Annotated in this window: 27 protein-coding genes and 1 riboswitch; of the genes, 10 read left to right on the top strand and 17 right to left on the bottom strand. The window is 61.5% G+C overall.

The window, feature by feature from the left end:
- Positions 1 to 42 precede the first annotated feature (42 nt).
- From ACEN2R_RS14590 to ACEN2R_RS14535, 12 genes are all read right to left on the bottom strand, one after another.
- Complete coding sequence (locus ACEN2R_RS14590) at positions 43 to 1,281, bottom strand: mandelate racemase/muconate lactonizing enzyme family protein (protein WP_442043407.1); 1,239 nt, start codon at positions 1,279 to 1,281, stop codon at positions 43 to 45.
- Positions 1,282 to 1,299: 18 nt separating this feature from the next.
- On the bottom strand, positions 1,300 to 2,385 hold the full coding sequence (locus ACEN2R_RS14585; protein ID WP_442043406.1) for a Zn-dependent alcohol dehydrogenase: 1,086 nt from the start codon (positions 2,383 to 2,385) through the stop codon (positions 1,300 to 1,302).
- 168 nt (positions 2,386 to 2,553) lie between these two features.
- Positions 2,554 to 3,882 carry a class-II fumarase/aspartase family protein gene (locus ACEN2R_RS14580; RefSeq protein WP_442043405.1) on the bottom strand — a complete coding sequence of 443 codons (1,329 nt, stop codon included), beginning with the start codon at positions 3,880 to 3,882 and terminating at the stop codon, positions 2,554 to 2,556.
- Position 3,883: 1 nt separating this feature from the next.
- Positions 3,884 to 4,717 carry a 3-keto-5-aminohexanoate cleavage protein gene (locus tag ACEN2R_RS14575; RefSeq protein ID WP_442043404.1) on the bottom strand — a complete coding sequence of 278 codons (834 nt, stop codon included), beginning with the start codon at positions 4,715 to 4,717 and terminating at the stop codon, positions 3,884 to 3,886.
- A complete protein-coding gene (locus ACEN2R_RS14570; protein WP_442043403.1) occupies positions 4,714 to 5,427 on the bottom strand; it encodes an alpha/beta fold hydrolase in 714 nt (237 codons plus the stop codon). Before ACEN2R_RS14570 ends, ACEN2R_RS14575 begins: the two co-directional genes overlap by 4 nt.
- Positions 5,427 to 6,026, bottom strand: a complete 600-nt coding sequence (gene pcaG / locus ACEN2R_RS14565; protein ID WP_442043402.1) for a protocatechuate 3,4-dioxygenase subunit alpha — start codon at positions 6,024 to 6,026, stop codon at positions 5,427 to 5,429. The genes ACEN2R_RS14570 and pcaG overlap by 1 nt, the downstream gene beginning before the upstream one ends.
- A gap of 1 nt (position 6,027) precedes the next feature.
- Positions 6,028 to 6,756 (bottom strand): protocatechuate 3,4-dioxygenase subunit beta, encoded by a 729-nt coding sequence (gene pcaH / locus ACEN2R_RS14560; protein ID WP_442043401.1) that lies wholly within the window; start codon positions 6,754 to 6,756, stop codon positions 6,028 to 6,030.
- Positions 6,749 to 7,132 (bottom strand): 4-carboxymuconolactone decarboxylase, encoded by a 384-nt coding sequence (pcaC, locus tag ACEN2R_RS14555; protein ID WP_442043400.1) that lies wholly within the window; start codon positions 7,130 to 7,132, stop codon positions 6,749 to 6,751. The genes pcaH and pcaC overlap by 8 nt, the downstream gene beginning before the upstream one ends.
- Positions 7,125 to 7,913 carry a 3-oxoadipate enol-lactonase gene (gene pcaD, locus ACEN2R_RS14550; RefSeq protein WP_442043435.1) on the bottom strand — a complete coding sequence of 263 codons (789 nt, stop codon included), beginning with the start codon at positions 7,911 to 7,913 and terminating at the stop codon, positions 7,125 to 7,127. Before pcaD ends, pcaC begins: the two co-directional genes overlap by 8 nt.
- 101 nt (positions 7,914 to 8,014) lie before the next feature.
- The gene (locus ACEN2R_RS14545; protein ID WP_442043399.1) at positions 8,015 to 8,986 is read right to left on the bottom strand and encodes a threonine ammonia-lyase; all 972 of its coding nucleotides are present in this window, start codon (positions 8,984 to 8,986) and stop codon (positions 8,015 to 8,017) included.
- Positions 8,983 to 9,807: an alpha/beta fold hydrolase gene (locus ACEN2R_RS14540; protein ID WP_442043398.1), complete on the bottom strand. Its 825-nt coding sequence runs from the start codon at positions 9,805 to 9,807 to the stop codon at positions 8,983 to 8,985. The genes ACEN2R_RS14545 and ACEN2R_RS14540 overlap by 4 nt, the downstream gene beginning before the upstream one ends.
- Entirely contained in the window at positions 9,804 to 10,490 is a 687-nt protein-coding gene (locus ACEN2R_RS14535; RefSeq protein WP_442043397.1) for a haloacid dehalogenase type II, read from the bottom strand. Before ACEN2R_RS14535 ends, ACEN2R_RS14540 begins: the two co-directional genes overlap by 4 nt.
- Positions 10,491 to 10,696: 206 nt before the next feature.
- Here ACEN2R_RS14535 and ACEN2R_RS14530 point away from each other — a divergent pair, with 206 nt between their 5' ends.
- On the top strand, positions 10,697 to 11,125 hold the full coding sequence (locus ACEN2R_RS14530) for an FKBP-type peptidyl-prolyl cis-trans isomerase (RefSeq protein WP_442043396.1): 429 nt from the start codon (positions 10,697 to 10,699) through the stop codon (positions 11,123 to 11,125).
- A 111-nt stretch (positions 11,126 to 11,236) separates the two neighbouring features.
- On the top strand, positions 11,237 to 11,839 hold the full coding sequence (locus tag ACEN2R_RS14525; protein WP_442043395.1) for a hypothetical protein: 603 nt from the start codon (positions 11,237 to 11,239) through the stop codon (positions 11,837 to 11,839).
- Here the strand turns inward: ACEN2R_RS14525 and ACEN2R_RS14520 are convergent.
- The 4 genes from ACEN2R_RS14520 to fabA all read right to left on the bottom strand — a co-directional run bounded on the left by ACEN2R_RS14520 (position 11,836) and on the right by fabA (position 15,331).
- The gene (locus ACEN2R_RS14520; RefSeq protein WP_442043394.1) at positions 11,836 to 12,618 is read right to left on the bottom strand and encodes a metalloprotease; all 783 of its coding nucleotides are present in this window, start codon (positions 12,616 to 12,618) and stop codon (positions 11,836 to 11,838) included. The two genes, ACEN2R_RS14525 and ACEN2R_RS14520, sit on opposite strands and share 4 nt — an antisense overlap.
- A gap of 155 nt (positions 12,619 to 12,773) precedes the next feature.
- A complete protein-coding gene (locus ACEN2R_RS14515; RefSeq protein WP_442043393.1) occupies positions 12,774 to 13,565 on the bottom strand; it encodes an enoyl-ACP reductase FabI in 792 nt (263 codons plus the stop codon).
- Complete coding sequence (gene fabB / locus ACEN2R_RS14510; protein ID WP_442043392.1) at positions 13,558 to 14,784, bottom strand: beta-ketoacyl-ACP synthase I; 1,227 nt, start codon at positions 14,782 to 14,784, stop codon at positions 13,558 to 13,560. Before fabB ends, ACEN2R_RS14515 begins: the two co-directional genes overlap by 8 nt.
- A 34-nt stretch (positions 14,785 to 14,818) precedes the next feature.
- Positions 14,819 to 15,331, bottom strand: a complete 513-nt coding sequence (gene fabA / locus ACEN2R_RS14505; RefSeq protein ID WP_442043391.1) for a bifunctional 3-hydroxydecanoyl-ACP dehydratase/trans-2-decenoyl-ACP isomerase — start codon at positions 15,329 to 15,331, stop codon at positions 14,819 to 14,821.
- Between the two features lie 175 nt (positions 15,332 to 15,506).
- Here fabA and irrA point away from each other — a divergent pair, with 175 nt between their 5' ends.
- On the top strand, positions 15,507 to 15,923 hold the full coding sequence (gene irrA / locus ACEN2R_RS14500) for an iron response transcriptional regulator IrrA (RefSeq protein WP_442043434.1): 417 nt from the start codon (positions 15,507 to 15,509) through the stop codon (positions 15,921 to 15,923).
- A 145-nt stretch (positions 15,924 to 16,068) separates the two neighbouring features.
- Here irrA and ACEN2R_RS14495 read toward each other — a convergent pair whose 3' ends face one another.
- A complete protein-coding gene (locus ACEN2R_RS14495; protein ID WP_442043390.1) occupies positions 16,069 to 16,932 on the bottom strand; it encodes a hypothetical protein in 864 nt (287 codons plus the stop codon).
- A 124-nt stretch (positions 16,933 to 17,056) separates the two neighbouring features.
- On the opposite strand from ACEN2R_RS14495, the gene miaB reads away from it, so the two are divergent.
- From miaB to lnt, 7 genes are all read left to right on the top strand, one after another.
- Complete coding sequence (miaB, locus tag ACEN2R_RS14490; protein ID WP_442043389.1) at positions 17,057 to 18,376, top strand: tRNA (N6-isopentenyl adenosine(37)-C2)-methylthiotransferase MiaB; 1,320 nt, start codon at positions 17,057 to 17,059, stop codon at positions 18,374 to 18,376.
- A 269-nt stretch (positions 18,377 to 18,645) separates the two neighbouring features.
- On the top strand, positions 18,646 to 19,182 hold the full coding sequence (locus ACEN2R_RS14485; RefSeq protein WP_442043433.1) for an OmpA family protein: 537 nt from the start codon (positions 18,646 to 18,648) through the stop codon (positions 19,180 to 19,182).
- A gap of 12 nt (positions 19,183 to 19,194) precedes the next feature.
- The gene (locus ACEN2R_RS14480; protein ID WP_442043388.1) at positions 19,195 to 19,512 is read left to right on the top strand and encodes a hypothetical protein; all 318 of its coding nucleotides are present in this window, start codon (positions 19,195 to 19,197) and stop codon (positions 19,510 to 19,512) included.
- A 150-nt stretch (positions 19,513 to 19,662) separates the two neighbouring features.
- Positions 19,663 to 20,679: a PhoH family protein gene (locus tag ACEN2R_RS14475; protein ID WP_442043387.1), complete on the top strand. Its 1,017-nt coding sequence runs from the start codon at positions 19,663 to 19,665 to the stop codon at positions 20,677 to 20,679.
- On the top strand, positions 20,672 to 21,175 hold the full coding sequence (gene ybeY, locus ACEN2R_RS14470) for an rRNA maturation RNase YbeY (protein WP_442043386.1): 504 nt from the start codon (positions 20,672 to 20,674) through the stop codon (positions 21,173 to 21,175). The genes ACEN2R_RS14475 and ybeY overlap by 8 nt, the downstream gene beginning before the upstream one ends.
- A 44-nt stretch (positions 21,176 to 21,219) precedes the next feature.
- Positions 21,220 to 22,104: a hemolysin family protein gene (locus ACEN2R_RS14465; RefSeq protein WP_442043385.1), complete on the top strand. Its 885-nt coding sequence runs from the start codon at positions 21,220 to 21,222 to the stop codon at positions 22,102 to 22,104.
- Positions 22,101 to 23,621, top strand: coding sequence for an apolipoprotein N-acyltransferase (lnt, locus tag ACEN2R_RS14460; RefSeq protein WP_442043384.1), 1,521 nt, complete (start codon positions 22,101 to 22,103; stop codon positions 23,619 to 23,621). The genes ACEN2R_RS14465 and lnt overlap by 4 nt, the downstream gene beginning before the upstream one ends.
- A gap of 33 nt (positions 23,622 to 23,654) precedes the next feature.
- Positions 23,655 to 23,702, top strand: a riboswitch (SAM-SAH riboswitch).
- Positions 23,703 to 23,705: the final 3 nt, after the last annotated feature.

The raw sequence follows: 23,705 nt of genomic DNA, 5'->3' as shown, positions 1-23,705 counted from the left end.
CAACAGATGATGCCGCACCTGCATAACGCGGGTGTGACCGGTTTACCGCTTCACCGATGGTGCCCCGCCCTCGAATGCATTGCCCTTGGCGTAGTTGCAGGGGGCTTCCTGCATCTCCAGATGTAGCCCTGCGCCGGTAAAGGGATGCGCGCGGGCGACATCTTCGTCAAACTCGATCCCCAGACCGGGACCAGTTGGGGGGATGATATCGCCATTCTCCCAAGTTATTGAATTCTTTATAAGTTTCATATGAAAGTCGCCGCCGGTCTGAATCGTCTCGGCCAGCAACAGGTTCGGAATCGAGGCAGCCAGATGTATGTTTGCCGCCCATTCCACTGGCCCTGCGTAAAGATGCGGCGCCATTTGCGCGTTATAGACCTCTGCCAAGGCGGCGATCTTCTTGGTTTCCCAGATGCCGCCGGACCGGCCAAGCGCGGGCTGCAAAATTGTGGCGGCACCGCTGCGCAGGACGGTTGCGAACTCTGCCTTGGTGGTCAGGCGTTCGCCCGTGGCAATGGGGATGCGGACGGCGCGCGCGACCTTTGCCATCTCGTTCACGTTGTCCGGCGGTATCGGTTCCTCGAACCACAAGGGGCTGTAGGGTTCAAGCGCCTGCCCCAGTCGGATCGCGCCGCCGGTGCTGAATTGGCCATGTGTTCCGAACAGCAAATCGGCCTTGTCGCCGACCGCCTGCCGGATCTTGTCGCAAAACGCCACAGATCGGGAGATGTCTGACTGGGCGGGCATATGGCCACCGCGCAGGGTATAGGGGCCGGCGGGATCGAATTTCACCGCCGTGAACCCCAGACGGACCATCTCGGCGGCAGAGTCTGCCGCCATGTCGGGGTTGATCCAGAACTCTGTCATGTCCTGACCGGGCAGCGGATAAAGATAGGTGTAGGACCGGATGCGCTCGTTCATCATGCCGCCCAGCATGGCCCAGACGGGGCGATTGCGGGCCTTGCCGATGATGTCCCAACAGGCGATCTCCAGCCCCGAGAACGCCCCCATCACCGTCAGGTCGGGGCGTTGGGTAAAGCCGCTGGAATAGGCGCGCCGGAACATCATTTCGATATTCTCGGGGTTGGTCCCCGCCATGTGGCGGTTGAACACGTCCTCGATAACCGCCGTCATCGCCTTTGGCCCGACCGACGAGGCATAGCATTCACCGTATCCCGTAATGCCGTCGTCCGTCGTCAGCTTGGTGAATATCCAGTACCGCCCGCCCCAACCGGGCGCCGGCGGGGCGACGACGAAAACCTCAAGGTCTTTCAGTTTCATGGTCAGCCCCTTTGCGTGTTACTTGAACAGGATCACGTTGCGCCGCGCGGCACCGGATTTGGTGCTGGCGATGGCCTCGTTGATCTGGTCCAGGGGGTAGCGGTTCGAGATCAGCTCATCCAGTTTCAGGCGGCCCTGCTGGTAAAGATCCACAAGCCACGGAATATCCCGCGCCAGAACCACATCCCCCATCTTTGACCCGATCATGCCTTGGCCGGTGGCCGCGATCATCACCGGCTCATAGGTCGACATCGCGCCGGAATGCGGCATGCCGACCATGATCACCCGGCCCCCCTGCGCCAGATATTTCGGGGCGGCGTCATAGGCCGGAATGGCGCCGACGGTGACAAACACCGCATCCGCGCCGCGCCCTGTGATGGTTTTGACCTGCGCCCAGGGTTTGTCCGATGTGGCAAGAATGCCGTCAGTCGCGCCGAATTCTCTGGCGATGGCCAGCTTCTCCTCGGTCATGTCAACCGCGATGATCCGCGCCGCACCGGCGATCCGCGCCCCCTGAATGGCGTTCAGACCAACGCCGCCCGCACCGATCACCACAACCGATTGCCCGGCCCGGATGCCCGCCGCGTTCACCACGGCGCCAATGCCGGTAATCACCCCGCACGACAGCAAAGAGGCCGCGTCCATCGGGATGCCTTCGGGTATTTTAGCAATCTGGCTTTGATCCACGACGATCTTTTCCGCGAACGCCCCGATTGCCATACCATGCTGCATCACGCTGCCATCGGCGGCGGCGATCGGGCCATTGTCGCGGTCATAGGGCGTGTCGCAAATCACCGGCGCGCCGGACGCGCAACTGGGGCAGGTGCCACAGGCGCGGATCAGGGTGGCAATAACGGTGTCGCCAACGGCATAGCCTTTCACGCCCGCGCCGATGGCGCTTATACGTCCTGCCGCCTCGTGTCCGTAAACCGCAGGCAGGGTGCCGCCCCAACCGCCCTCGGCGAAAACGATATCTGAATGGCAGATTGCGCAGGCCTCCAGCGTAACCTCGACCTCGCCGGACTCGGGCGCGCGCAGGCGGATATCCTCTATCACCAGTGGCTTGCCGAATTCGCGGCATACGGCGGCTTTGATGGTCTGCATGGTTCGCTCCCTGATGCTTTACCACAGGGTGGCCCTTGCATAACGCGGGCTGCAAGCGATTTCCGTCAAACCATGGTCTGTTTGCGGCGCAATTTGTAGTGGTCGGGCCGCAAGACCTGCAAGGCTTGCGCCAACAGGGCCAAACCGCCCTGCACCCTTCCCGGATGCTTAGATCGCCTTTGCGGCTTTTGCGAACCTGTCCGCGTCCGACGGGGCGTCGCCCAGTTGTGCGGCGGGAGAGAACAGCGTGGCAAAGTCGGCATCGGGCCATTTGGCGGTGGCAAGGTCACCAAGAGAGATGCGGCCGGTTTGCGTCTCTTTGCACAGCGCCTTGACCGCCGCCTGCGCCGCTGGCCGCGACATGTGACCGGCCAGTGCGAAGGATAACGCCTCGGCGTAGATCAGGCCAAGGCCATCGTCGATGCCTGCCGCCATGCGGTCCGCGTCTGGGGTAACCGATCCGGCCAGTTCGCTTGCCACGTCCAGCGCGCGGGCGGTGGCCATGACCATCTGTGGCAGGGTCATCCATTCGACAAACCACGCGGCACCGTCGCGTTGTTGGCGGTGCAGTGTGGCGCCTTGCATGGCACTGTTCAGCGCCACCATCTGCCGGCCCAAAGCCACCAGCAGCGAGGGTTGAACGGGGTTGGATTTTTGCGGCATGGTCGATGATCCGCCGCCGGTGGCAAGGCTGATCTCGTTCACGCCGCTTTGGGTCATAAGGATCAAGTCCTCACCTATTTTTCCCAGTGATCCCGCAACAATCGTCATCCAGCCACATAATTCCGCGATCGTGTCGCGGGTCGAATGCCAGCTGTCCTGCGGATCGCTCAGCCCCAGCCCTTCGGCCAGCGCCGCGCGAACCTCTGCGCCGCGCCCCTGCATCATCGACAGGGTGCCAGCGGCACCCGACAGGCTGACGTTCAGCAGGCGCGGCTTCAGCTCTGCCAGTCGGGTGCGGTGCCGGATCAGCGGGGTGCCCCAGCTTGCGCAGACCGCGCCAAAGCTTGTCGGTGACGCGACCTGTGCATAGGTCCGCGCCGCCATCGGCAGGGCGCGGTGGGTCTTGGCCTGCACCCCCAACGCCTTGATGATCGTGACCAATCGCGCGTCGAAAATCGTCAGAACCTGACGCAATCGCAGGATCAGGCCGGTATCCATGATGTCCTGACTGGTCGCGCCCCAATGCAGGTATGCGGCGTGTTCGGGGGCGTTCATGCCGTTGCGGAACGCCTTGACCAGCGCGGGGACGACAACAGCACTTTGGCCCGTTTCGGCGGCCAGCCCCGCCGGATCAATTTGCAATTCCATCGACGCACGCTGGATCGCGGCGGCGGACAATTCGGGAATGACACCCAGCTTGCCCTGCGCCTTGGCCAGCGCCCCTTCGACGATCATCATCGCGCGGACCTCGGCGCTGTCGGTGAACAGGGCGCCGATCTCGCGGTCATGGAACAGGTCGCGGTACATCGCGCTGTCGAATGCAGAGATCGCCATATCAGGAGGCCAGTGGCAGGTTCAGGATCTTGCGGGCCTCTTGCCATGTGGCGACAGGGCGTTCGTATTTCTCACACAGGTCAACGGCGCGCTGCACAAGGGCGGCGTTTGACGGGGCAAGGCGGTCTTTGTCCAGACGCACGTTGTCCTCCATGCCGGTGCGGGTGTGTCCGCCTGCGGCAATCGCCCATTCGTTCAGAACGATCTGGTTGGAACCGATACCCGCCGCACACCATTCCGCATCAGGGGCAAGGCGCTTCAGGGTTTCGATGTAGAAGTCAAAGATCGGCTTGTCGGCGGGCATCGAGTTTTTGACCCCCATGACGAATTGCACATAAAGCGGCGATTTCAGGCGCCCATCCGCAGCCATGCGTGTGGCTTGCACAATGTGGGACAGATCGAAGGCCTCGATCTCCGGCTTGACATCATATTTCAGCATCTCGGCGGCCAGCCAGTCCACCAGATCGGGCTGGTTTTCATAAACCCGCGTTGGAAAGTTGTTGGACCCGACAGAAAGCGAGGCCATGTCGGGGCGCAGGGACAGCATCGCGCCGCGGTCTTGCCCGGCACCGGACCGTCCGCCAGTCGACAGTTGAACGATCATGCCCGGGCAGTGCTTTTTCAGCCCTTCCAGAAGCAGCGCGAATTTCGCGGGGTCGGATGTGGGCGTCTGGTCGTCTTTGCGGACGTGGCAATGGGCGATCGTGGCGCCGGCCTCGAATGCAGCTTGCGTTGATTCAATCTGTTCCGAAATGGTGATCGGCACCGCTGGATTGTTTTCCTTACGCGGAAGGGAACCGGTGATAGCGACGCAGATGATGCAGGGTTTGGTCATGGGGCCTCGGCAATTTTAATCAGAAGTTGGGCAAGTCTTGCGGGGTCGGCGAAGAAGGGCGAATGCGACGTTTCCATCCGGTGAACGCGGTCCTTGGGCCAGGTCGCCGTCATCGTCGCCTGATACTCGGGCGGGATCGTCTGGTCGTTCTCGCACAGGATATAGGATTTGGCGACGGCGGCATAGCGGCCCGTCAATGTGATCGGAGTGGACTGCGGCAGGATCGCCTGCGGGCAAAGGCGGGCGTTGGCAAACGCGACCGTGCCGTCCGGGCAATCATGGTAGAATTTGGCCCCGGTCTTGGCAGGGTCGATGGTGAAGGACAGCCTGTCATCTGACACCTGAATGGCATCCAGCAAGGGCTGGCGCGGGGCCGCCCGGCGCATATCGGCCAACGACAGGCCCGACAGGGGCGCATAGGCGCAGACATAGGCAAGTTGCGCGATCTTGTCCGGCGCTTTTTCGGCGGCGGCGGAAATCGGGTAACCGGCCATCGAATGCCCGACCAGAATGACGGGTCGGTCAATCGCCGACAGGATCGCGTCGGCGTAAAGGTCCAGCGTCACGTCCTTGACCGGGGTGTGGTCATCCCCGTGCGAGGGCAGGTCGATGGCGCGTGCGGAATGGCCGCCGCCGTTCAGCAGAGGCAGCACATCGCGCCAGCACCACGCGCCGTGGCAGGATCCGTGGATCAGCAGAAATTCGGCCATTACATATCCAGAAACACGGTTTCATTCGCACCCTGAAGGCGGATGTCGAACCGGTAAAGACCTTCGCCGGTTTTCTTCGCGATCAGTGTGTCTACGCGGGGGCGCTGTTCGATCCGGTTCAGCAAGGGGTCAGATGTGTTATCCTCGTCCTCGAAATAGATCCGGGTTTGCAACCCGATGTTGATGCCGCGCGCAACGATCCACAGCGCGATATGGGGGGCCTGAAACCCTCCGCCGCGCAAGGCCACTTTGCCCGGCTTCACGGTGTTCAACGTGAACTCTCCGCTTGTGCCATCGGCGGCGAAACGGGCAAAGCCGTTGACCGCAGGGTCGGCGCCCGTCTGCCCCGCGAACAGGCCGGCGGCATCCGGTTGCCAGCTTTCGATCATCGCGTCGCGCAGCGCCCAGCCGGTGCCGTCATAGACAGAACCGGTGATCGCGATCAACGGGCCCTTTGCGCCGTCTTCAATCGCGCGGGTGCCCAGATCTTCGGGGTAGACGCCCTTTAGGCCGGCAAAGGTTGGGATGCAGCCGATGTGCACATAGGGGCCGCCGGTCTGCGAGGGCGTCTCGTTCAGGGTTCCAAGTGATTGCACCATGCTACATCCCCTCTTTCTTGTTCTCGAACATGGTCTGGCGGCGACCGCGCAGGACGATGTCGAACTTGTAGGCCAGAAAATCCAGCGGCTTTGATTTGCTCATGTCCAGGGGGGCCACAAGGCGGTCCAACTGGCTGCGGTCCTTGATCGTCGCGGCGATCGGGCAGCGGGCAATCAGGGGGTCGCCTTCGAAATACATCTGGCTGATCAGGCGTTGGCCGAACCCGGTGCCGAAGATCGAGATGTGGATATGCATCGGGCGCCAGTCGTTGCCACGGTTCGGCCAGGGGTAGGCACCGGGGCGGATCGTCAGAAATTCGTAGTACCCGTTCTCGTCGGTGATCGTGCGGCCGCACCCGCCAAAGTTGGGGTCCAAAGGTGCCAGATAGCCGTCTTTGACGTGGCGATAGCGCCCGCCGGCGTTGGCCTGCCAGATTTCAACCAGCGTGTGCGGCACGGGGCGTGCGTTTTCGTCCAGAACGCGGCCATGCATCAGGATGCGTTCACCAATGGCGGGGGCGGCGCCCTTGGTCCAGTTCAGGATCAGGTTGTTGTCCAGCGCGCCCAACAGGTTATGGCCGAAACGCGGGCCGGTTTCCTCTGTCATGGTGCTGTCCATCGACAAAAGCGGCAAGTTGGGCGAGCGGACGATGGATGTCTTGTATTCGGTGTCATAGGCGGGGGGGTGCATCTCGCGGTTGCGCGGGATCAATGAGCCAAGGTCAGTCATTGGCGGCCTCCATTTCGGCATAGGTTGCTTTTGCGATCTTGATCGCATGGTTGGCTTTCGGCACACCCGCATAGATGGCGACATGCATCATCGCCTCCATCACGTCATCCTTGCTGGCACCGGTGTTCGCGGTGGCGCGGATGTGCATGGCGATTTCCTCGAAATTGCCGGTCGCGGCCAGCAGGGCCAGCGTCAGCATGGATCGTTCGCGCAGGGTGATCTTGTCAGAGGTCCAGACCGTTCCCCACGCGCCTTCGGTGATCAGCGTCTGGAACGGCGCGTCAAACGGGGTCTTGGCGGCCTCGGCGCGGTTGACATGGGCGTCGCCCAGAACTGTGCGGCGGGTTTTCATGCCGTCGTTGAAACGGTCAGACATGTCCGATCTCCTTTAGAAATCTGGTCAGCACTTCGGCATATTCAACCGGGTTTTCGACGCAGGGCAGGTGGCCCACGCCGCGCATCAGATGAAACCGAGAGCCTTTGATCAGGTCGACAGTTTCGCGCACCAGATCGGGCGGGCTTGCCCCGTCTTCCGATCCGGCGATGCCAAGGGTGGGCAGGGTCAGCCCCGACGTGGGTGTATAGAAATCGGTGTTCGCGATCGCGGCGCAGCAACCGGCGTATCCGGTGGCGGGCGTGCGGGTCAGCATGTTGCGCCAGGCGGTCAGGCTTGGGTCAGTCAGGAAGGATTTCGAGAACCAGCGCTGCATCACCGCATCGGCAATCGGTTCGATCCCGCCCGCGTTCACGGCATCAATGCGGCTTTGCCACATCTCTTTTGTGCCCATTTTCGCGGCGGTATTCGACAGCACCAAGGCGCGGATCTGGTCCAACCGTTTCACGGCCAGCCCCTGCGCGATCATGCCGCCGACGGACAGGCCGACAAAAACGCAGTCGCGCACGTTCAAATGGTCAAGCAGGTGCTCCGTATCACGTATCAGCGCCCCCATGGTGTAGGGCGCATCGGGACAGGACGACAGACCATGCCCGCGCTTGTCGAACCGGATGATCCGCAGGCCCTTTGGCAGCAACGGCACAACGTCGTCCCACAGGCGCAGATCGGTGCCCAGCGAATTGGCGAATACCACAGGCGCGCCATCGGTATCGCCGTCGATGCGGTAGTTCAGGCGGACATCGCCCAGATCGGCGACCCTCAATGCATCACCCCGAAGGCGGCTGTGGTGGAATGTGCGCGCATAGAATCCTCCCTGAACGGGTTTATGGTTCAATTTAGTTGGCAATGTCAACTAAATTTCTGTCAGGCATACAAGGTCAGGGCCCTTTGGAACACATCCGCGTCGACGTTGCCGCCGCTGGCCACGGCGATCACCGCCTCACCCTCGATCTGGTCGGCACGGAACAGCGCCGCTGCCAGCGCCACGGCACCACCCGGCTCAATGACGATCTTCAGCCGGTCAAAGGCCAATGCCATGGCACGCAGGCATTCATCGTCCGACACCACCAAGCCCGGCCCGCACAGGCGTTTCATGATCGGAAAGGTCAGATCGCCGGGTTGCGGGGTGACAATCGCGTCGCACAACGACCCCGAGAGGCGTGTGTTGCGCTGGATCGTCCCCATGGCCAGCGACCGTGCGGCATCGTCGAAGCCCTCTGGCTCTGCCGGGCGGGCGCGCAGGTGCGGCGCGCGGGCCTCCAGCGCCAGTGCGATGCCAGATGTCAGGCCGCCGCCACCGCAACACACCAGCACATCAGCGCCGCTGATCCCCAGTTCTGTGGCCTGTTCGGCGATTTCCAGCCCGATTGTTCCCTGTCCGGCAATCACCTGGCCGTCGTCGTAGGGCCTTATCAATGTCAGGTTCCGCGCGGCGGACAGGGTCGCGCCGATCGCGTCGCGGTCCTCGGTGGCGCGGTCGTATAGCACCACCTCGGCCCCCAGCGCGCGGGTGTTGTCGATTTTGGTGCGCGGCGCATCTGCGGGCATGATGATTACGGCGGGAATGCCGTGTTCGCGGGCCGCAAGGGCGATGCCCTGCGCGTGGTTGCCCGACGAGAACGCGATGACGCCGTTCCGCCGGATGTCATCGGGCAGGGCGCTGACCGCAGACCAGCCGCCGCGAAACTTGAACGATCCGGTGTGTTGCAAGCACTCTGGCTTCACGAAAACGCGGCGCCCCGCGATCTCGTCCAGAAAGGGCGAGGACAGCAGCGGCGTGCGGCGCGCGCGATCCTTCAGGCGCAGGGCGGCGGCCTCGATCATGGCGATGTTCATGCGAGGGCATCCAGCCATTTATGCAGCGCGGCAAGGCTTTCGGGTTCGTCCAGAAACGGAATATGGGCGCGGTCGGGGACGCGGGCATAGATCAGATCGGGGCGGCGGCGCTGCATCTCCTGCACGGTGCTATCAACCAGAAGGTCAGAGTTTTCCCCGTGGATCAGCGCCAGCGGCAGACCCGCCATCGCGTCGAACAGCGGCCACAGATCGGGGGCCGGTTGCGCGCCCGCGTCCAGCACCGCATCGCGCAGCTTGGGGTCATAGGTCAGGTGCAGGCCGTCGGCCTCTTGCCGGAAATGCAGGCGCACCTCGTCTTCCCAGCGGGACACGGGCACATTGGCAAAGCCCGTCATCTGGGCCGGGCGGGCCTCTGTCGCTTCGGCATAGGAGTGCTGGCTCGGGCGGCGACCGATGTAGTCTGTGATAACCGCCAGCCCCTCTGGCGCGAGCTCGGGGCCGATGTCGTTCAGGGCGATGCCCGTCAGACGGTCCGGCGCGATTGCGGCCAGCAACATGGCGATTAATCCGCCACGGGATGTGCCCAGAATGGCGGTTTTCGCCAGCCCGACATGGTCAAGCAGTTCCAGTGCGTCCCGCGCCTCGACCGGGATGGTGTAGGTAGACGGATCGGCCCAACCCGACGCCCCGCGACCGCGATAATCCATGCAGATCAGGCGGATGCCCTTCAGGTGCGGCGCGACATAATCGAAATCCTGCCCCGTCCGTGTCAGGCCCGCAAGGCACAGAACCGGTTTGCCCTGCCCCTCGTCCGAGTAGTTCAGGGTGATGCCGTCGGATGTGGTAAAGGTCGAGTTCATAAAGACGCCGCCAGTTCAGGAAGTGTTGTCAGATCGGGCAGGATATGCTGCGGCCTGTGCGCCAGCCGGTCCACCGGATCACCTGCGCGGTTCACCCAGACCGTGTTGAACCCGTATCCTGCCGATCCGGCGGCGTCCCAGCCATTGGACGACACAAACAGAACCTGATCCGGTGTGCAGTGAAATTCTGCCCCGACAAGGTCGTAGACGGATTTATGCGGCTTGAATAGTCCGACACGTTCCACCGACAGAACACCGTCCAGATAGATCTCAAGCCCCGCGCTGTCGACGGCGCCTTCCAGCATCGCGGGTGCGCCGTTGGACAGGATCGCGCAGGTCATGCCGGCGGCTTTCAGGCGGGCCAGCATCGCGGGTGCTTCGGGATAGGCGGCCAGCTCCCAGTAAAGCGCCAGAAGCCGCTCGCGCAGTTCGGGGTCGTCCAGCCCTGCGGCCTCCATCGCCCAGTCCAGCGCATCCTGGGTGACCACCCAGAAATCGGTGTGCTCCTGGGTGATTGTGCGCAGCCATGTGTATTGCAGTTGCTTCAGGCGCCAGTCACCCGCAAGTTTCTGCCAGACCCCGGCAAGGGCATCGCGCCCCGGTTCCCCGGCGGCGCGTCTTGCGGCAGAGCTGACATCGAACAGCGTTCCATAGGCGTCGAAAATGCAGGTGGTGATGGGCATTGGGTCCTCCGGTTGGGTGCAGAGTTGCACGGAGAGGGGGGCGGGGAAAAGAGTTGAAATGACAAGAGTGGCCCCGGACGCGCAGCGACAGAAGGAGCGCAGGGCTGTTTACATCGCCGCCGACATTTGACACGCTGGGGCATGAACCCCGAGCACCCGCAGAGTGCGGCCTCGATCCACCCATTCCCCACCTCGGAGAGACACTAATGACTCAGGCAAAGCCCGGAGATACTGTTCGCTTGCATTACACTGGAACCCTGATCGACGGGTCCACCTTTGACAGTTCCGCCGGGCTTGACCCGTTGGAATTTACCGTCGGTTCCGGCCAGGTTATTCCCGGCCTTGATGTCGTAATCCCCGGTATGGCCGTGGGCGACAAGAAAACCGTAACCATCGCCCCGGAAGATGCCTATGGCCCGCGCCACGAAGAAGGCATGCAGGCTGTTCCGCGCGATCAATTTCCAGACGATATTCCTTTGGAAGTCGGAACTGCGCTTCAGGTGCAGACCCCAACGGGGCAGCAGATGGCGGTGATGATTTCTGCGGTAAACGAGGACGAGATCACGCTGGATGCCAACCACCCGCTGGCGGGCAAGACGTTGACCTTTGACATCGAGATGATTGCGATCAACTAGGCGCATATCAACGCACACGGGCCGGTTTTGGTGTAGGTTGGGGAAAACCCTGTCCGAGCCATCATCGGCCTGTGCCACGATGTCCTCGGTCCGTGAACAAAGGATAAGGACATGCCAGACAGCCTGCGCGACCTGATGGAGCGGATGAAAGCCCTGCAAAATGCGGTGGAATCCGAACTGGAAGAAAAGCGCAAAGAGTTCCGATATACCATCGAAAAGCGAAAGGTGGTGTTCGAGGCCGACGTTCGTCTACGGCAAAAGCAGTTCAAGGTCGGGCTTGGCGCATTCCTGAAAGAGACCCGGTTTCTGACGCTTCTGACCGCTCCTTTCATCTACGGCGTCATCGTGCCGCTTGTGCTGTTGGATCTGGTTGCGTCGGTCTATCAATTCGTGTGTTTTCCGGTCTACGGGATCGGCAAGGTCCGGCGAAAGGACTATATCTTTCTGGACCGCGGCAGCCTTGCCTACCTCAACACGCTGCAAAAGCTGAACTGCGCCTATTGCGGCTATGGCAACGGGGTGCTGGCCTTTGTCACCGAAATCGCAGCGCGAACAGAGCAATACTGGTGCCCGATCAAGCACGCCTCGCGCGTGGCGGGGGTGCATGGTCGCTATGCCTCGTTTCTGGATTTCGGTGATGCAGAGGGATTCCAGAAGGGTCAGCAAGATCTGCGCAACAAACTGAAGGCGGAAACTCTGGGCAAGGGCAACTAGAGCAATTGCAGCAGCAGCCAGGAGCCCGCGAAAAGATGCGCCATGCCGGTTGCAAGATAGGCGCCGCCTGCCAGAAGGGCGCAGCGCAGCGACATGGGGTGCCGACTGCTTGCGGTTTCATTCGCCCTGATGATGCTTTTCGCGCCGATCAGCGCGAATAGGAACAACATAAGGGATTTGATCCAGAGCGCCCCGACCGCGAAAGCGGCGCTCATCGCGATTGTGGACGCGGGCGCCAGTCGCGGCGCGAAGGTGTCCATCAGCAGGCGCACGCAATGCCCGCCATCCAGCGGCCAGAACGGCAAAAGGTTCAGAAAATTCAGTGCTCCGGTGGCGACGGCGAAGGTCAGCAGCATATCTGACATCCCAGGCGCCATGTCATAGGTCATATCCGACAACGCATAGGCCAGTGCCATGGGCGCAAGGCAGAAGCCCGGCCCCATCAGGCTGACGAAAAAATCCCCGGCCTGGGTGTCGGGGGATCGTTTGGAAATCGTCACCCCGCCTATCAGCGGGATCAGGCGAAAGCGCGCATCGGTATGGCCGATCAGGCGGTAGGCAACGACATGACCCAGTTCGTGCAGCGCCACGGCAAGCGCCAGAGCGACGCCCAGCATCGGCCCGAACACAGCACAGGCCGCGACAATCGCGACCAGCGCCAACAAGATCCCCTCGACATCAAGACCGACAATATCGGGGCGCCCCAGACGCGGAAAACCGGCCCGGAAACTGTAGATTGTATAGGTCAGCAAAGCAGCCGAGCTGAAGAATGCGATCATAACGATATGCCCGAGCCGTGTGTCATCGGCCGCAGAATTACACTCGTTTGGGGCGGCAATGGGGCGCAGGTAAGGTGATTTTATCAGCGGCTTCCGCGACAAGGGGCGAAACCGGCGGGCCGCAGCGACAATCGCGCCGCGGCCCGGGGCGGGGTTTACAGGTTCTCGCTTTGGGGCATACCCAGCACATGATAGCCGCCATCGACGCGGATGATCTCGCCTGTGGTGCAGGCGCCCGCGTTAGAGGCAAGATAAACCGCCGTGCCGCCGACGGCCTCTAGCGTGGCATTGCTGCGCAACGGCGCGTTCATGTCGGTGTGCTTATACGTTTTGCGCGCGCCGCCGATCGCCGCCCCGGCCAGCGTTTTCATAGGGCCGGGGGAAATGGCGTTCACGCGAATGCCCTCTGGTCCCAGATCATTCGCCAGATACCGCACGGTGGATTCCAGCGCCGCCTTGGCCACACCCATGACGTTGTAGAACGGCGTGACGCGGTTTGAGCCCTGATAGGTCAGGGTCAGGATCGTGCCGCCGTTCTCGACCATCAGCGGATGCGCGCGACGCGCCACCTCGACCAGAGAATAGGCTGAAATATCCATTGTTTGCTTAAAATTGGCACGGCTGGTGTTCAGGAACCGCCCCGTCAACTCGGTCTTGTCGGAAAAGGCGATGGCATGGACGACAAAGTCGATCGTGGGCCAGCGCGCGCCCAACTGTTCGAACGCCGCATCAAGCGAGGCGTCGTCGGTGACGTCGACATCAACCATGAAATCCGACCCGACGGTCGCGGCCAGTGGCGCAAGCCGAGAGCCGAAGGCCTCGCCCTGATAGGTGAACGCCAGCTCTGCGCCGGCCTCGGCCATTGCCTTGGCGATGCCCCATGCGATGGACCGCTCGTTCGCGACGCCCATGATAAGGCCGCGTTTGCCCTGCAACTGATCACCCATGGTATTTACTCATCAACATGGACCCGTTGGTGCCGCCAAAGCCGAAGCTGTTGGTCATCACCGTATCAAGCCCTGCATTGTCCACCCGCCTGATGGCGATTTCGGCAGGGGCCAGATTGGGGTCAAGGGTTTCGACATTGATCGACGGCGCGATGAAGTCGTTCTTCAGCATCAGCAGGCAATAGATCGCCTCCTGGGCACCGGTGGCCCCCTGAGAGTGGCCGGTCATCGACTTGGTCGAACTGATCGGCGGGGTGGACCCTTCGCCAAAGACACGGCGCACCGCCTGAACCTCGCCGACATCGCCGACAGGGGTCGAGGTGCCGTGGGCGTTGATATAGCCGACCTTGCGGTCCTTCAGGGTGTCCAGTGCCAGACGCATCGCGCGTTCGCCGCCCTCGCCCGAGGGGGCAACCATGTCGTGCCCGTCAGAGGTCGCAGCGTATCCCGTCACCTCGGCGTAGATCTTGGCGCCGCGGGCCTTTGCGTGTTCCAGTTCCTCCAGAACGACGATGCCGCCGCCGCCCGCGATGACAAAACCGTCGCGGTTCGCGTCAAAGGCGCGGGATGCTTTTTCCGGTGTGTCGTTGAATTTCGAGGACATCGCGCCCATCGCGTCGAACAGGCAGGACAGGGTCCAGTCCAGTTCTTCGCCGCCGCCCGCGAACATCACGTCCTGCTTGCCGAACTGGATCTGCTCTGCCGCAGACCCGATGCAATGCAGCGAGGTCGAACAGGCGCTGGTGATCGAGTAATTCAGGCCCTTTATCTTGAACGCGGTCGACAGGTTCGCCGATACCGTCGAGGACATGCCGCGCGGCACCATAAGCGGGCCGATGCGTTTCGGGCTGCCGGTTTTCAGGACGATCTGATGCGCCGCGAACAGGTTCGATGTGGACGGTCCGCCAGAACCGGCAATCAGGCCGGTGCGCGGGTTCGAGATGTCGGACTCTTCCAGCCGGCTGTCGGCAATCGCCTGCTGCATCGCAATATGCGCATAGGCGGCTCCCGGTCCCATGAAGCGCAACGTGCGCTTTTCGATATGCTCGGCCACGTCGATATCGGGCTGTCCGCTGATCTGGCTGCGGAACCCGTGTTCGGCCATATCGGCGGAATGACGAATGCCGGATTTTCCGGCTTTCAGCGAGGCCGTCACCTCGTCGGCGGAATTGCCGATCGAAGAGACGATGCCCAACCCTGTAATGACAACGCGACGCATAGGCGGTCTCCCAGTTGGTAGAAATTCGAAGAAATCAGGCCTCGGCTGCGGCAAGGCCGACTTTCATGTCTTTGACTTGGTAAATGACTTCACCGTCCGCTTCTACCCGTCCGTCTGCCACGCCCATCTTCAGGCGGCGGTCGATCACGCGGGTGAAATCGACGTAGTAGGTGATCATCTTGCGGGCGGGGGTGACCATGCCGGTCAGCTTCACCTCGCCCACGCCCAGGGCAAATCCCTGACCCTGCCAGCCGCGCCAGCCCAGATTGAACCCGGTCAACTGCCACAGGCCGTCAAGCCCCAGACAGCCGGGCATCACGGGGTTGCCGGGGAAATGGCATTCGAAGAACCACAGGTCCGGCGTGATGTCGAATTCGGCGACCACATGGCCTTTGCCGTGTTCGCCACCGTCCGCGCTGATGTCGGTGATCCGGTCCATCATCAACATCGGGGGAAGCGGCAACTGCGCGTTGCCCGCGCCGAAAAGTTCGCCCCGTGCGCACTTCAGAAGGTCTTCCTTGCCAAAGCTCGTTGGAAAATTCGCCATTGTGCCTGCCCCTTTGCCGTTACTGTACTGCTTTTTTATCGTGTAACACCGTGGTCCGACAGGTGGCAAGTGGGCCGCGTTCCATAGGGGCATCGCAGTCGCGACCTATTTTCATTTGAAACATGGGCCATAGGCACCCTATATTAGTCACAGAGTAGGGAAAACAACGATGACCATGACGTCCGACGCAATCACCCGTGGAACCCGATGGCTGGCAGAGGCAGGACTGCGCCCGACGCGCCAGCGTCTGTCTTTGGCGACGTTGCTGGTAGGGGACGGGCAGAACCGGCATGTGACCGCCGAAAGTCTGCATGCCGCGTCCCTGGACACGGCAGAGGCTGTTTCCCTTGCGACCGTCTATAATACCCTGCGGGCCTTTTGCGACGCGGGCCTGATGCAGGAAGTGACCGTTGACGGCACAAAGTCCTATTTTGACACCCGAATGGACGATCACCCGCATTTCTATTGGGAAGATACTGCGGAATTGACCGACGCCCCTGCGGATCAGCTGGAAATCTCACGTCTGCCCAAGGCACCGGACGGAACCGAAATCGCCAAGGTGGATGTGGTTATCCGGCTGAAGCGCGTTTGATCCGGCAGAGGCGCATTCTGCGCCATTCCTATCAGCACTTCGTGCGATCATGCGCTTCGCGCGAGAGTATTTTTTCCGAGAAGACGGGCAAGATCCGCGCTGTTCCGGGCTGACGGACGTTCTGACACCTCTGCGTTCCGCCAGATCAGAACCACTGGCCGGGTTCCATCAGGCCGAGATCCAGAAGCTGTTGCGAGGTCCATTCGAAGGGCGTCGAGTTGTGCCACTGGAATGTTTCGATTTCGAACATCGAACCCGCGTTGGATTTCAGGGCTTTGGCGGTGCGGAACGAACAGATCGCGGCGGTGATGTTGTTGTGCCAGGGGCAGGCGTAGGTATTATACTCCTCGTCGTTGAAGACGTGGTTCGGCAAAAGCGTGAGGCCTTTTTTCGCGCGGAACAGTCCGATGCGGTCGATCTTGCGCCGCGCTTGCGGGATATGTTCCTCGAACCGCCAGCGCAGGCCGCCGTAGAAGTTCAACTGCCGCTCCTTCGGGTTCCCCCTCGCGTCATTTCGCGCCAGTGCATAATAGCCCGATCGGTCCATCAGCGCGCTTTCCAGGCTGACGGCATTCGGGGTTTCCCACAGATCGGGCGCATAAAGGTCGACCACATAGGTCAGCATGGCGTCGCGGCGCTCTTCTGTGTGGAAGGCCAGCATCTCTGCGATGCTGCGGGTCTCGCAAAACGGGTAGAACAGGTATTCCGTGTTGAAACAGTAATAAAGCCAGAGGCCGGGGGCTGCGTTGATGATGGCATTGACCGCGTCGGTCACAGCCCCGTCGGCATGGGTTTGGCAGGTGATGCGGTGCACCGTGTCTTCCAGCGGCTGGGGGATTTCGATCTGGTCATGGACGAAGACCAGAACCTCGGTAAACCCTGCCTGCTGGTGGTGGCGGATTGTTGTGTCGACCTCGACCGCATCCTCGATGAAAATCAGCGCGACAGGGCCTTTGGCCAATGCGACAGCGCCCTTCGAGAGGAAATCGGTCAAGCTACTGTAACGCATAAGAAGAACAGGTCCTTTGTCGGCTTTCGGGCAAACTCGGTCAAATCGGGCTGCATTGCAAGCGTTGCACGCGAGCGGCGGAGGATGTAGAACGCGGCGCTTATTCCACGGCGGGGTCTATATCATGGCAGATGCAAAGAAACTCTTCATCAAGACCTACGGGTGCCAGATGAATGTATACGATTCCGAGCGCATGGCAGAGGCGCTGGGCCCGTCCGGGTATGAAACCACCACCGATATGGCCGAGGCGGATATGATCCTGCTGAACACCTGCCACATCCGCGAAAAGGCGGCTGAAAAGGTCTATTCCGAATTGGGGCGGCTGAAGCCGCTGCATGATGCAAAGCCCGATCTGAAGATTGCGGTCGCGGGCTGTGTTGCGCAGGCCGAGGGCGAAGAGATCATGCGCCGCCAGCCGATGGTTGATCTGGTTGTTGGCCCGCAAAGCTATCACCGCCTGCCCGCAATGGAGGCGCGCCTGCGCCTGGGCGAGACCGCGCTGGACACGGACTTCCCCGAAGAGGACAAGTTCGAGCTGTTGCCGAAGCGGGTAAAGCTGGCCCGCGGTCCGTCGGCGTTTCTGACGGTGCAGGAAGGCTGCGACAAGTTTTGCGCCTTCTGCGTCGTGCCCTATACGCGCGGGGCAGAGGTAAGCCGCCCGGCGGACCGTATTCTGCGCGAAGCACAGGAGTTGGTGGAGCGTGGCGTGCGCGAGATCACGTTGCTGGGGCAGAACGTCAATGCCTACCACGGCGGAACGGATGGCGACGGCTGGAGCCTGGCGCGACTGATCTGGGCGCTGAATGACATCGACCGGCTGGAGCGAATCCGCTTTACCACCAGCCACCCCAACGACATGGACGAGGCGCTGATCGAGGCGCATGGAACCTGCGCCAAGCTGATGCCCTATTTGCATTTGCCGGTGCAATCCGGGTCGGACAAGATCCTGAAGGGGATGAACCGCAAACACACCGCAGACGATTATCTGCGGCTGATCGAGCGTTTCCGCGCTGCGCGGCCCGATATTCTTTTATCCAGCGACTTTATCGTCGGGTTCCCCGGCGAGACCGATGCCGATTTCGAGGCGACATTGGCGCTGATCGAGGAGGTCCGCTATGGGCAGGCCTATTCGTTCAAATACTCGTCGCGCCCCGGCACCCCCGCAGCAGAACGCGCGCCGGTGGACGAGGCCGTGATGGACGAGCGGTTGCAGCGGGTGCAGGCGCTTTTGACCAGCCAGCAGCACGAGATCCAGCGCGGTATGATCGGCCGTGACGTGAATGTCCTGTTCGAGAAAGAGGGGCGACTGGAGGGGCAGCTGGTGGGCAAGTCGGATTACCTGCATGCGGTCCATGTGGCGCGGGGCGACGCCAAGGTGGGCGATGTCCGGCGCGTAAGAATCACCGGAACCGAGCGCAATTCGCTTGGTGGGGTGCTGCTTTAGGTCGAATGCGGGAAATTTATGCCCGGTGCCGGTTCGGGAATTGTGTCAAAATTAGGTCGCCCAGGGAACAGTGATACCTTCTTTCGTCGAATGTTTCGCGTTTGGATACAATATGTGGTAAATGTTGCTTCACTTGCCGGCGGACTTTGTTAAAGTCCAACACATGTAGGGCGTGGGCGCTGGTATAGCACCAAACCAAGCGCATTTTAGTAATTTTGAAGAGGACGGACGCGGTGGTGACACAGATATCCAAAGCATTTCGGGTCGCAATGGTTGGCGTGTCCGCCGCAGTTGTGGCTCTTGCGATTTCGGGGGGCGAGGCCGCAGCCAAGCCCAAGAAAAACACGGACGAAGCCTATGTTCCGACCATCTGGATCGACCCGGATGGATGCGAGCATTGGGTGATGGATGATGGCGCCGAAGGCTTCATGGATATCCGTCTTGACCGGAATGGAAACCCGATCTGCCACCGCGGGCAGGTATGCGGCGTGATGCCGACAGACCAGCTCTTCGCGACCGACAAATACGCGATTTCGGCAAGCGGCCGCGCGCGGCTCGAAAGCTTTTTCCGTCAGGCGAACGCACGGGCCTATACCGTTATCGGCCACACCGACAGCCGCGCCAGTGACGAATACAACATGCGCCTGTCGCGCAATCGCGCAGAGGCCGTTGCCCGTGTTGCCAAGGGGCTTGGCGCCAATCTGATTTCTGTGCAGGGCTATGGCGAACGTCAGCCGCGTGCGACCAACGGAACGAAGGCCGGAATGGCCCAGAACCGTCGTGTCGAAATTATCTGCATCCGCTAAAGGACCTGAACAATGAAACATGTAAAATTCCTTGGTGCGCTTGCAGCGGTTGTCATGGTGTCTGCCTGTGGTGGTGACTTTGTCGAAGACCCGCGTGGGACCGACAAGACCGTCGATGGCGGCACCGACAAGAAACACCTGAGCCAGCTTGTCGCCGGTGTCTGGATCGACCCCGAGGGTTGCGATCACTGGATCATCGACGATGGCGTCGAAGGCTATCTGTCGGCACGGCTTGACCCCTACGGCAAGCCGGTCTGCTCTGGTGCGGGTCCGGCCAGCACGGCGGTCGGCCCGTTCAAAGAGGGCTCGACGATTGCCGACCCGATCTAACGGCTATTATATCGCCTGAAAATGTGGCCGCGAGGGACCCCCTTGCGGCCATTTTTGTATCTAATCCATGACAATTCCGGTTCGCCCCTTGTAGTGGAACCACGGGTGGGCCACGATTGGGAATACAGATCTTTTCCAAGGGAGATTTCATTGGTTACCAGCCCGCTGACGCCGTTCCCTTCGCCCCAGGACGTTATCGAAACGCTTCTGGAATTTCCCGACAACAGGTTGCTGATCGACCTCTGCGGCGAGTTTGACCGCAATTTGGCGCAGATCGAGCAGAAGCTGGCCGTTCAGATTATCAGACGCGGTAATGTTCTGGTCGTGATCGGCGAAGAGGATTCAAGGTCTCGTGCCTGCGGAGTGCTGGAACAACTGTATCAAAGGCTGGAGGCCGGGCGCGGATTCGACAGCGGTGATATCGACGGCGTTATTCGCATGGGCGATTCGGCCAGAGGAACCGGCATTCGTGACGGTGATCAGATCGAATTGTTCAAGGCGGATGCGGACAAGGTCGAAATCAAGACCCGTAAGAAGTTGGTCGAACCGCGCACCGACGCGCAAAAGGCCTATGTCCAGTCGCTGTTTTCCAACGAGCTTGCCTTCGGGATCGGGCCTGCGGGCACAGGCAAGACCTATCTGGCCGTTGCCGTAGGGGTGTCGATGTTCATTGGCGGGCATGTCGACAAGATTATCCTGTCGCGTCCCGCCGTCGAGGCCGGAGAGCGTCTGGGCTTTCTGCCTGGCGACATGAAGGAAAAAGTCGACCCCTATATGCAGCCGCTTTACGATGCGCTGAACGACTTTCTGCCAAGCAAGCAGGTGCAAAAGCTGATCGAGGAAAAGCAGATCGAGATTGCGCCGCTGGCCTTCATGCGCGGCCGCACCCTGTCCAACGCCTTTGTTGTTCTGGACGAGGCGCAGAACGCGACCTCTATGCAGATGAAGATGTTCCTGACCCGTCTGGGAGAGGGAAGCCGCATGGTTATCACGGGGGACCGCACGCAGGTTGACCTGCCGCGCGGGGTGTCCAGCGGGCTGGCCGATGCCGAACGGTTGCTGGGCAGTATCGACCGGATCGCATTCAATTACTTCACGTCGAAAGACGTCGTGCGGCATTCCCTTGTCGCCAGGATCATCGAGGCATACGAAACCGAAGATGTCTGATCTTGTTGATACGCTGATCGAGGCCGATCAGTGGGAAAAGGCCAGCCTGGAAGAGCTGGCCGATCTTGCCGCTGCGGCCACCCTGACCCATCTTGGCATGGACCCCGAGGCGTTCGAGATCAGCCTTCTGGGATGCGACGATGCGCGGATCGCGGTTCTGAACACCGAATTCCGGGGAAAGCCGGTTCCGACCAACGTGCTGTCCTGGCCATCAGAGGAACGCGCAGCCGAGGACGCAGGCGAAGCGCCCGAGTTGCCCGCGCCGGACAAAAGCGGCATGCTGGTCGAACTGGGCGATATTGCCATCGCCTACGAGACTTGCGCGCGTGAAGCCGCCGATGCGGGGCGGCCGATGCGACATCATGTTCTGCATCTTTTGTGTCATGGTGTGTTGCATTTGTTGGGTTATGATCACATTGACGAAAAAGATGCGACATTGATGGAGGGAACAGAGGTTGCGATACTTGCAACTCTCGGGGTGCCCGACCCATATTGACACAGGGCCATTTACGGCCGTTTTTTGAGATCTGGAAAGGAAAGATGGGCGATTCTGAAGAGGGGTCTAATGCAGCGCTTAGCGCGCAGGACCCGACCGAGAGTAGGCAGCGCGGTTTTCTAGGCCGCATTTTCGATGCCTTGAGTCCCAATAACAGTGATGACGAGAGTGGAAACGGTGACGCGGCCTATGTGTCGTCGACGCCGTTTTTGCTTGGCATGGTCAACCTGCGCCGCATGCGGGTCGAGGATGTGGCGATTCCGAAGGTCGAGATCGTCTCTGTTCCCGTGGACATCAAAAAAGACGATCTGGTCAATGTGTTCCGCGAAAGCGGGCTGACGCGGTTGCCGGTTTACAGCGGGACGCTGGACACACCGATCGGCCTTGTCCACCTGAAAGATCTGGCGCTGAAGCACGGGTTCGACGCGACCGGTGGCCGGTATAACCTGCGCAAGATGGTGCGCCCGCTTTTGTTCGCCCCCCCCTCTATGCCCATCGGGATCTTGCTGCAAAAGATGCAGGCAGAGCGTATTCACATGGCTTTGGTGATCGACGAATACGGTGGGGTGGACGGCCTTGTGACGCTAGAGGATCTGATCGAACAGGTTCTAGGAGAGATCGAGGACGAACACGACATCGCCGAGGGCCGCTATTGGACCCGCGAAAAGCCCGGTGTCTATCTGGCGCAGGCGCGCGCCCCGCTGGAGGATTTCGAGGCCGAGATCGGCATGAACCTGACGGCCCACGACGAGATTGACGAAGAAGAGATCGACACGCTGGGTGGTCTTGTCTTTATGCTGTCGGGCCGCGTTCCGGCGCGGGGCGAGATCGTGCAGCATCCTGACGGGCCGGAATTCGAGGTTGTCGAGGCGGACCCGCGCCGGATCAAGCGGTTGCGCGTCAGGTTGCCGGGGCAGGCGGCAGAGTGAGCCTTGCGCGGCGGGCCGATGAATGGATCGCCGCGCGGTCCCGTTGGCAGGTTCTGGGCCTGGCGGTTGCTTCGGGTGGCGTTGCGGCTGCGGGGCAGGTTCCTGTTTCGCTGCCGTGGCTGGCGCTTTTTGCGTTTGCGGGGTTGTTTGCCCTGATGCTGCGGGCGGATAACCCGCGCCAGGCTGCAGTGACCGGATGGCTTGGCGGCACCGGATATTTCGCGGTCTCGCTGCATTGGATCGTCGAACCGTTTCTGGTCGATATTGCCCGCCATGGCTGGATGGCGCCCTTTGCTTTGGTGCTTTTGTCGATCGGTCTGGCGCTGTTCTGGGGGCTGGCCTTTGGCCTGTCGCACTGGCTGGGTCGCGGCGTTGTCAGCCGCGCTGCCGCCGTTGTGGTTTTGCTGACGGCGGCAGAGGTGCTGCGGTCTTATGCGTTCACCGGCTTCCCCTGGGCCTTGATCGGCTACATCTGGACGCAAAGCCCGCAAGCGCAGCTTGGCGCGGTGATCGGGCCGCACGGGATCACGTTCATGACCCTGCTGGCGGTTGCCTGTTCAACCGTCCTGCTGCGGCGCGGTCCGGTTTGGGCCCTTGCGCCTGTGCCGGTTCTGGTCGCGTTTGGCCTTTGGGGCGCGTCATTGGTCAGCCCTGCGATCGCGCCGGGTGCGCCGGTGATCCGCATGGTCCAGCCCAATGTTCCGCAGCGCGACAAATGGAACCGCGATCTGGCGCCGGAGTTCTTTCGTCGTCAGCTTGACCTGACCTCGGCTGTGGACGGCCCGCGCCCCGATCTGGTGGTCTGGCCTGAAACCGCAATCCCCTATTGGTTGGGCAATGCGGGGGATGCGCTGGCGGTTATCGGATCGGCGGCGCAGGGTGCCCCCGTGGCCTTCGGCGTTCTGCGCGAGGAGGGTGTGCTGGCCTACAACAGTCTGGCCGTGATCGACCCGGCGGGGGCGGTGACGCAGCTATACGACAAATACCATCTGGTGCCGTTCGGCGAATATATCCCGCAGGGCGCGATCCTGTCGCGTCTGGGCATCGGCAGCTTTGCGCAGGCCGAAGGATACGGGTTTTCAGCCGGCCCCGGCGCCGAATTGCTGGATCTGGGGACGCTTGGCAGGGTGCTGCCGCTGATCTGCTACGAGGCGATCTTTCCGCAAGACGTCAATGCCGCCCCCGCACGCCCCGACTGGATGCTGCAGGTGACCAACGATGCGTGGTTCGGCAGGCTTGCTGGCCCGTTTCAGCATCTGGCACAGGCCCGGATGCGGGCGATCGAGCAGGGCCTGCCGATGGTGCGTGTCGCGAATACCGGAGTGTCCGCGATGATCGACGCCCGCGGGCGGGTCACGGGCAGTCTGGCGCTGAACGTGGCGGGAAAGCTGGACCGCCCCTTGCCGCCCGCGCTGCCTGCGACATATTACAGCCGGACGGGCGATGCGCCCTTGATCCTGTTGCTTATTCTGGGCGCACTTGGTTTGTTGGGCGTCCGGTTCCGATTTAACGATTGACCCCGGGGGCTGCGGACCCTATCCGCGTGACTGCACCCGCCACAACGGCTTCCTGACGTGGCGGATTTACACATTGGAGCACTT

This window comes from Pseudogemmobacter sp. W21_MBD1_M6 (assembly GCF_052119585.1).
Lineage (GTDB): Bacteria > Pseudomonadota > Alphaproteobacteria > Rhodobacterales > Rhodobacteraceae > JBGQOJ01.
Note: the sequence above shows the minus strand (reverse complement) of the source record. Positions and strands in the feature narration are given on the sequence as shown.

What these genes read in the sequence shown, in the direction of transcription:
- ACEN2R_RS14540 (WP_442043398.1), bottom strand. Translation starts at nt 9,807, where the DNA reads ATGAACTCGACCTTTACCACATCCGACGGCATCACCCTGAACTACTCG.
- ACEN2R_RS14570 (WP_442043403.1), bottom strand. Translation starts at nt 5,427, where the DNA reads ATGGCCGAATTTCTGCTGATCCACGGATCCTGCCACGGCGCGTGGTGC.
- miaB (WP_442043389.1), top strand. Translation starts at nt 17,057, where the DNA reads ATGGCAGATGCAAAGAAACTCTTCATCAAGACCTACGGGTGCCAGATG.
- fabA (WP_442043391.1), bottom strand. Translation starts at nt 15,331, where the DNA reads ATGGCGAATTTTCCAACGAGCTTTGGCAAGGAAGACCTTCTGAAGTGC.
- fabB (WP_442043392.1), bottom strand. Translation starts at nt 14,784, where the DNA reads ATGCGTCGCGTTGTCATTACAGGGTTGGGCATCGTCTCTTCGATCGGC.
- ACEN2R_RS14545 (WP_442043399.1), bottom strand. Translation starts at nt 8,986, where the DNA reads ATGAACATCGCCATGATCGAGGCCGCCGCCCTGCGCCTGAAGGATCGC.
- ACEN2R_RS14520 (WP_442043394.1), bottom strand. Translation starts at nt 12,618, where the DNA reads ATGATCGCATTCTTCAGCTCGGCTGCTTTGCTGACCTATACAATCTAC.
- ACEN2R_RS14580 (WP_442043405.1), bottom strand. Translation starts at nt 3,882, where the DNA reads ATGGCGATCTCTGCATTCGACAGCGCGATGTACCGCGACCTGTTCCAT.
- ACEN2R_RS14465 (WP_442043385.1), top strand. Translation starts at nt 21,220, where the DNA reads ATGGGCGATTCTGAAGAGGGGTCTAATGCAGCGCTTAGCGCGCAGGAC.
- irrA (WP_442043434.1), top strand. Translation starts at nt 15,507, where the DNA reads ATGACGTCCGACGCAATCACCCGTGGAACCCGATGGCTGGCAGAGGCA.
- ACEN2R_RS14525 (WP_442043395.1), top strand. Translation starts at nt 11,237, where the DNA reads ATGCCAGACAGCCTGCGCGACCTGATGGAGCGGATGAAAGCCCTGCAA.
- ybeY (WP_442043386.1), top strand. Translation starts at nt 20,672, where the DNA reads ATGTCTGATCTTGTTGATACGCTGATCGAGGCCGATCAGTGGGAAAAG.
- ACEN2R_RS14480 (WP_442043388.1), top strand. Translation starts at nt 19,195, where the DNA reads ATGAAACATGTAAAATTCCTTGGTGCGCTTGCAGCGGTTGTCATGGTG.
- ACEN2R_RS14485 (WP_442043433.1), top strand. Translation starts at nt 18,646, where the DNA reads ATGGTTGGCGTGTCCGCCGCAGTTGTGGCTCTTGCGATTTCGGGGGGC.
- ACEN2R_RS14530 (WP_442043396.1), top strand. Translation starts at nt 10,697, where the DNA reads ATGACTCAGGCAAAGCCCGGAGATACTGTTCGCTTGCATTACACTGGA.
- ACEN2R_RS14535 (WP_442043397.1), bottom strand. Translation starts at nt 10,490, where the DNA reads ATGCCCATCACCACCTGCATTTTCGACGCCTATGGAACGCTGTTCGAT.
- ACEN2R_RS14585 (WP_442043406.1), bottom strand. Translation starts at nt 2,385, where the DNA reads ATGCAGACCATCAAAGCCGCCGTATGCCGCGAATTCGGCAAGCCACTG.
- ACEN2R_RS14515 (WP_442043393.1), bottom strand. Translation starts at nt 13,565, where the DNA reads ATGGGTGATCAGTTGCAGGGCAAACGCGGCCTTATCATGGGCGTCGCG.
- pcaH (WP_442043401.1), bottom strand. Translation starts at nt 6,756, where the DNA reads ATGACTGACCTTGGCTCATTGATCCCGCGCAACCGCGAGATGCACCCC.
- pcaG (WP_442043402.1), bottom strand. Translation starts at nt 6,026, where the DNA reads ATGGTGCAATCACTTGGAACCCTGAACGAGACGCCCTCGCAGACCGGC.
- ACEN2R_RS14575 (WP_442043404.1), bottom strand. Translation starts at nt 4,717, where the DNA reads ATGACCAAACCCTGCATCATCTGCGTCGCTATCACCGGTTCCCTTCCG.
- pcaC (WP_442043400.1), bottom strand. Translation starts at nt 7,132, where the DNA reads ATGTCTGACCGTTTCAACGACGGCATGAAAACCCGCCGCACAGTTCTG.
- ACEN2R_RS14495 (WP_442043390.1), bottom strand. Translation starts at nt 16,932, where the DNA reads ATGCGTTACAGTAGCTTGACCGATTTCCTCTCGAAGGGCGCTGTCGCA.
- ACEN2R_RS14590 (WP_442043407.1), bottom strand. Translation starts at nt 1,281, where the DNA reads ATGAAACTGAAAGACCTTGAGGTTTTCGTCGTCGCCCCGCCGGCGCCC.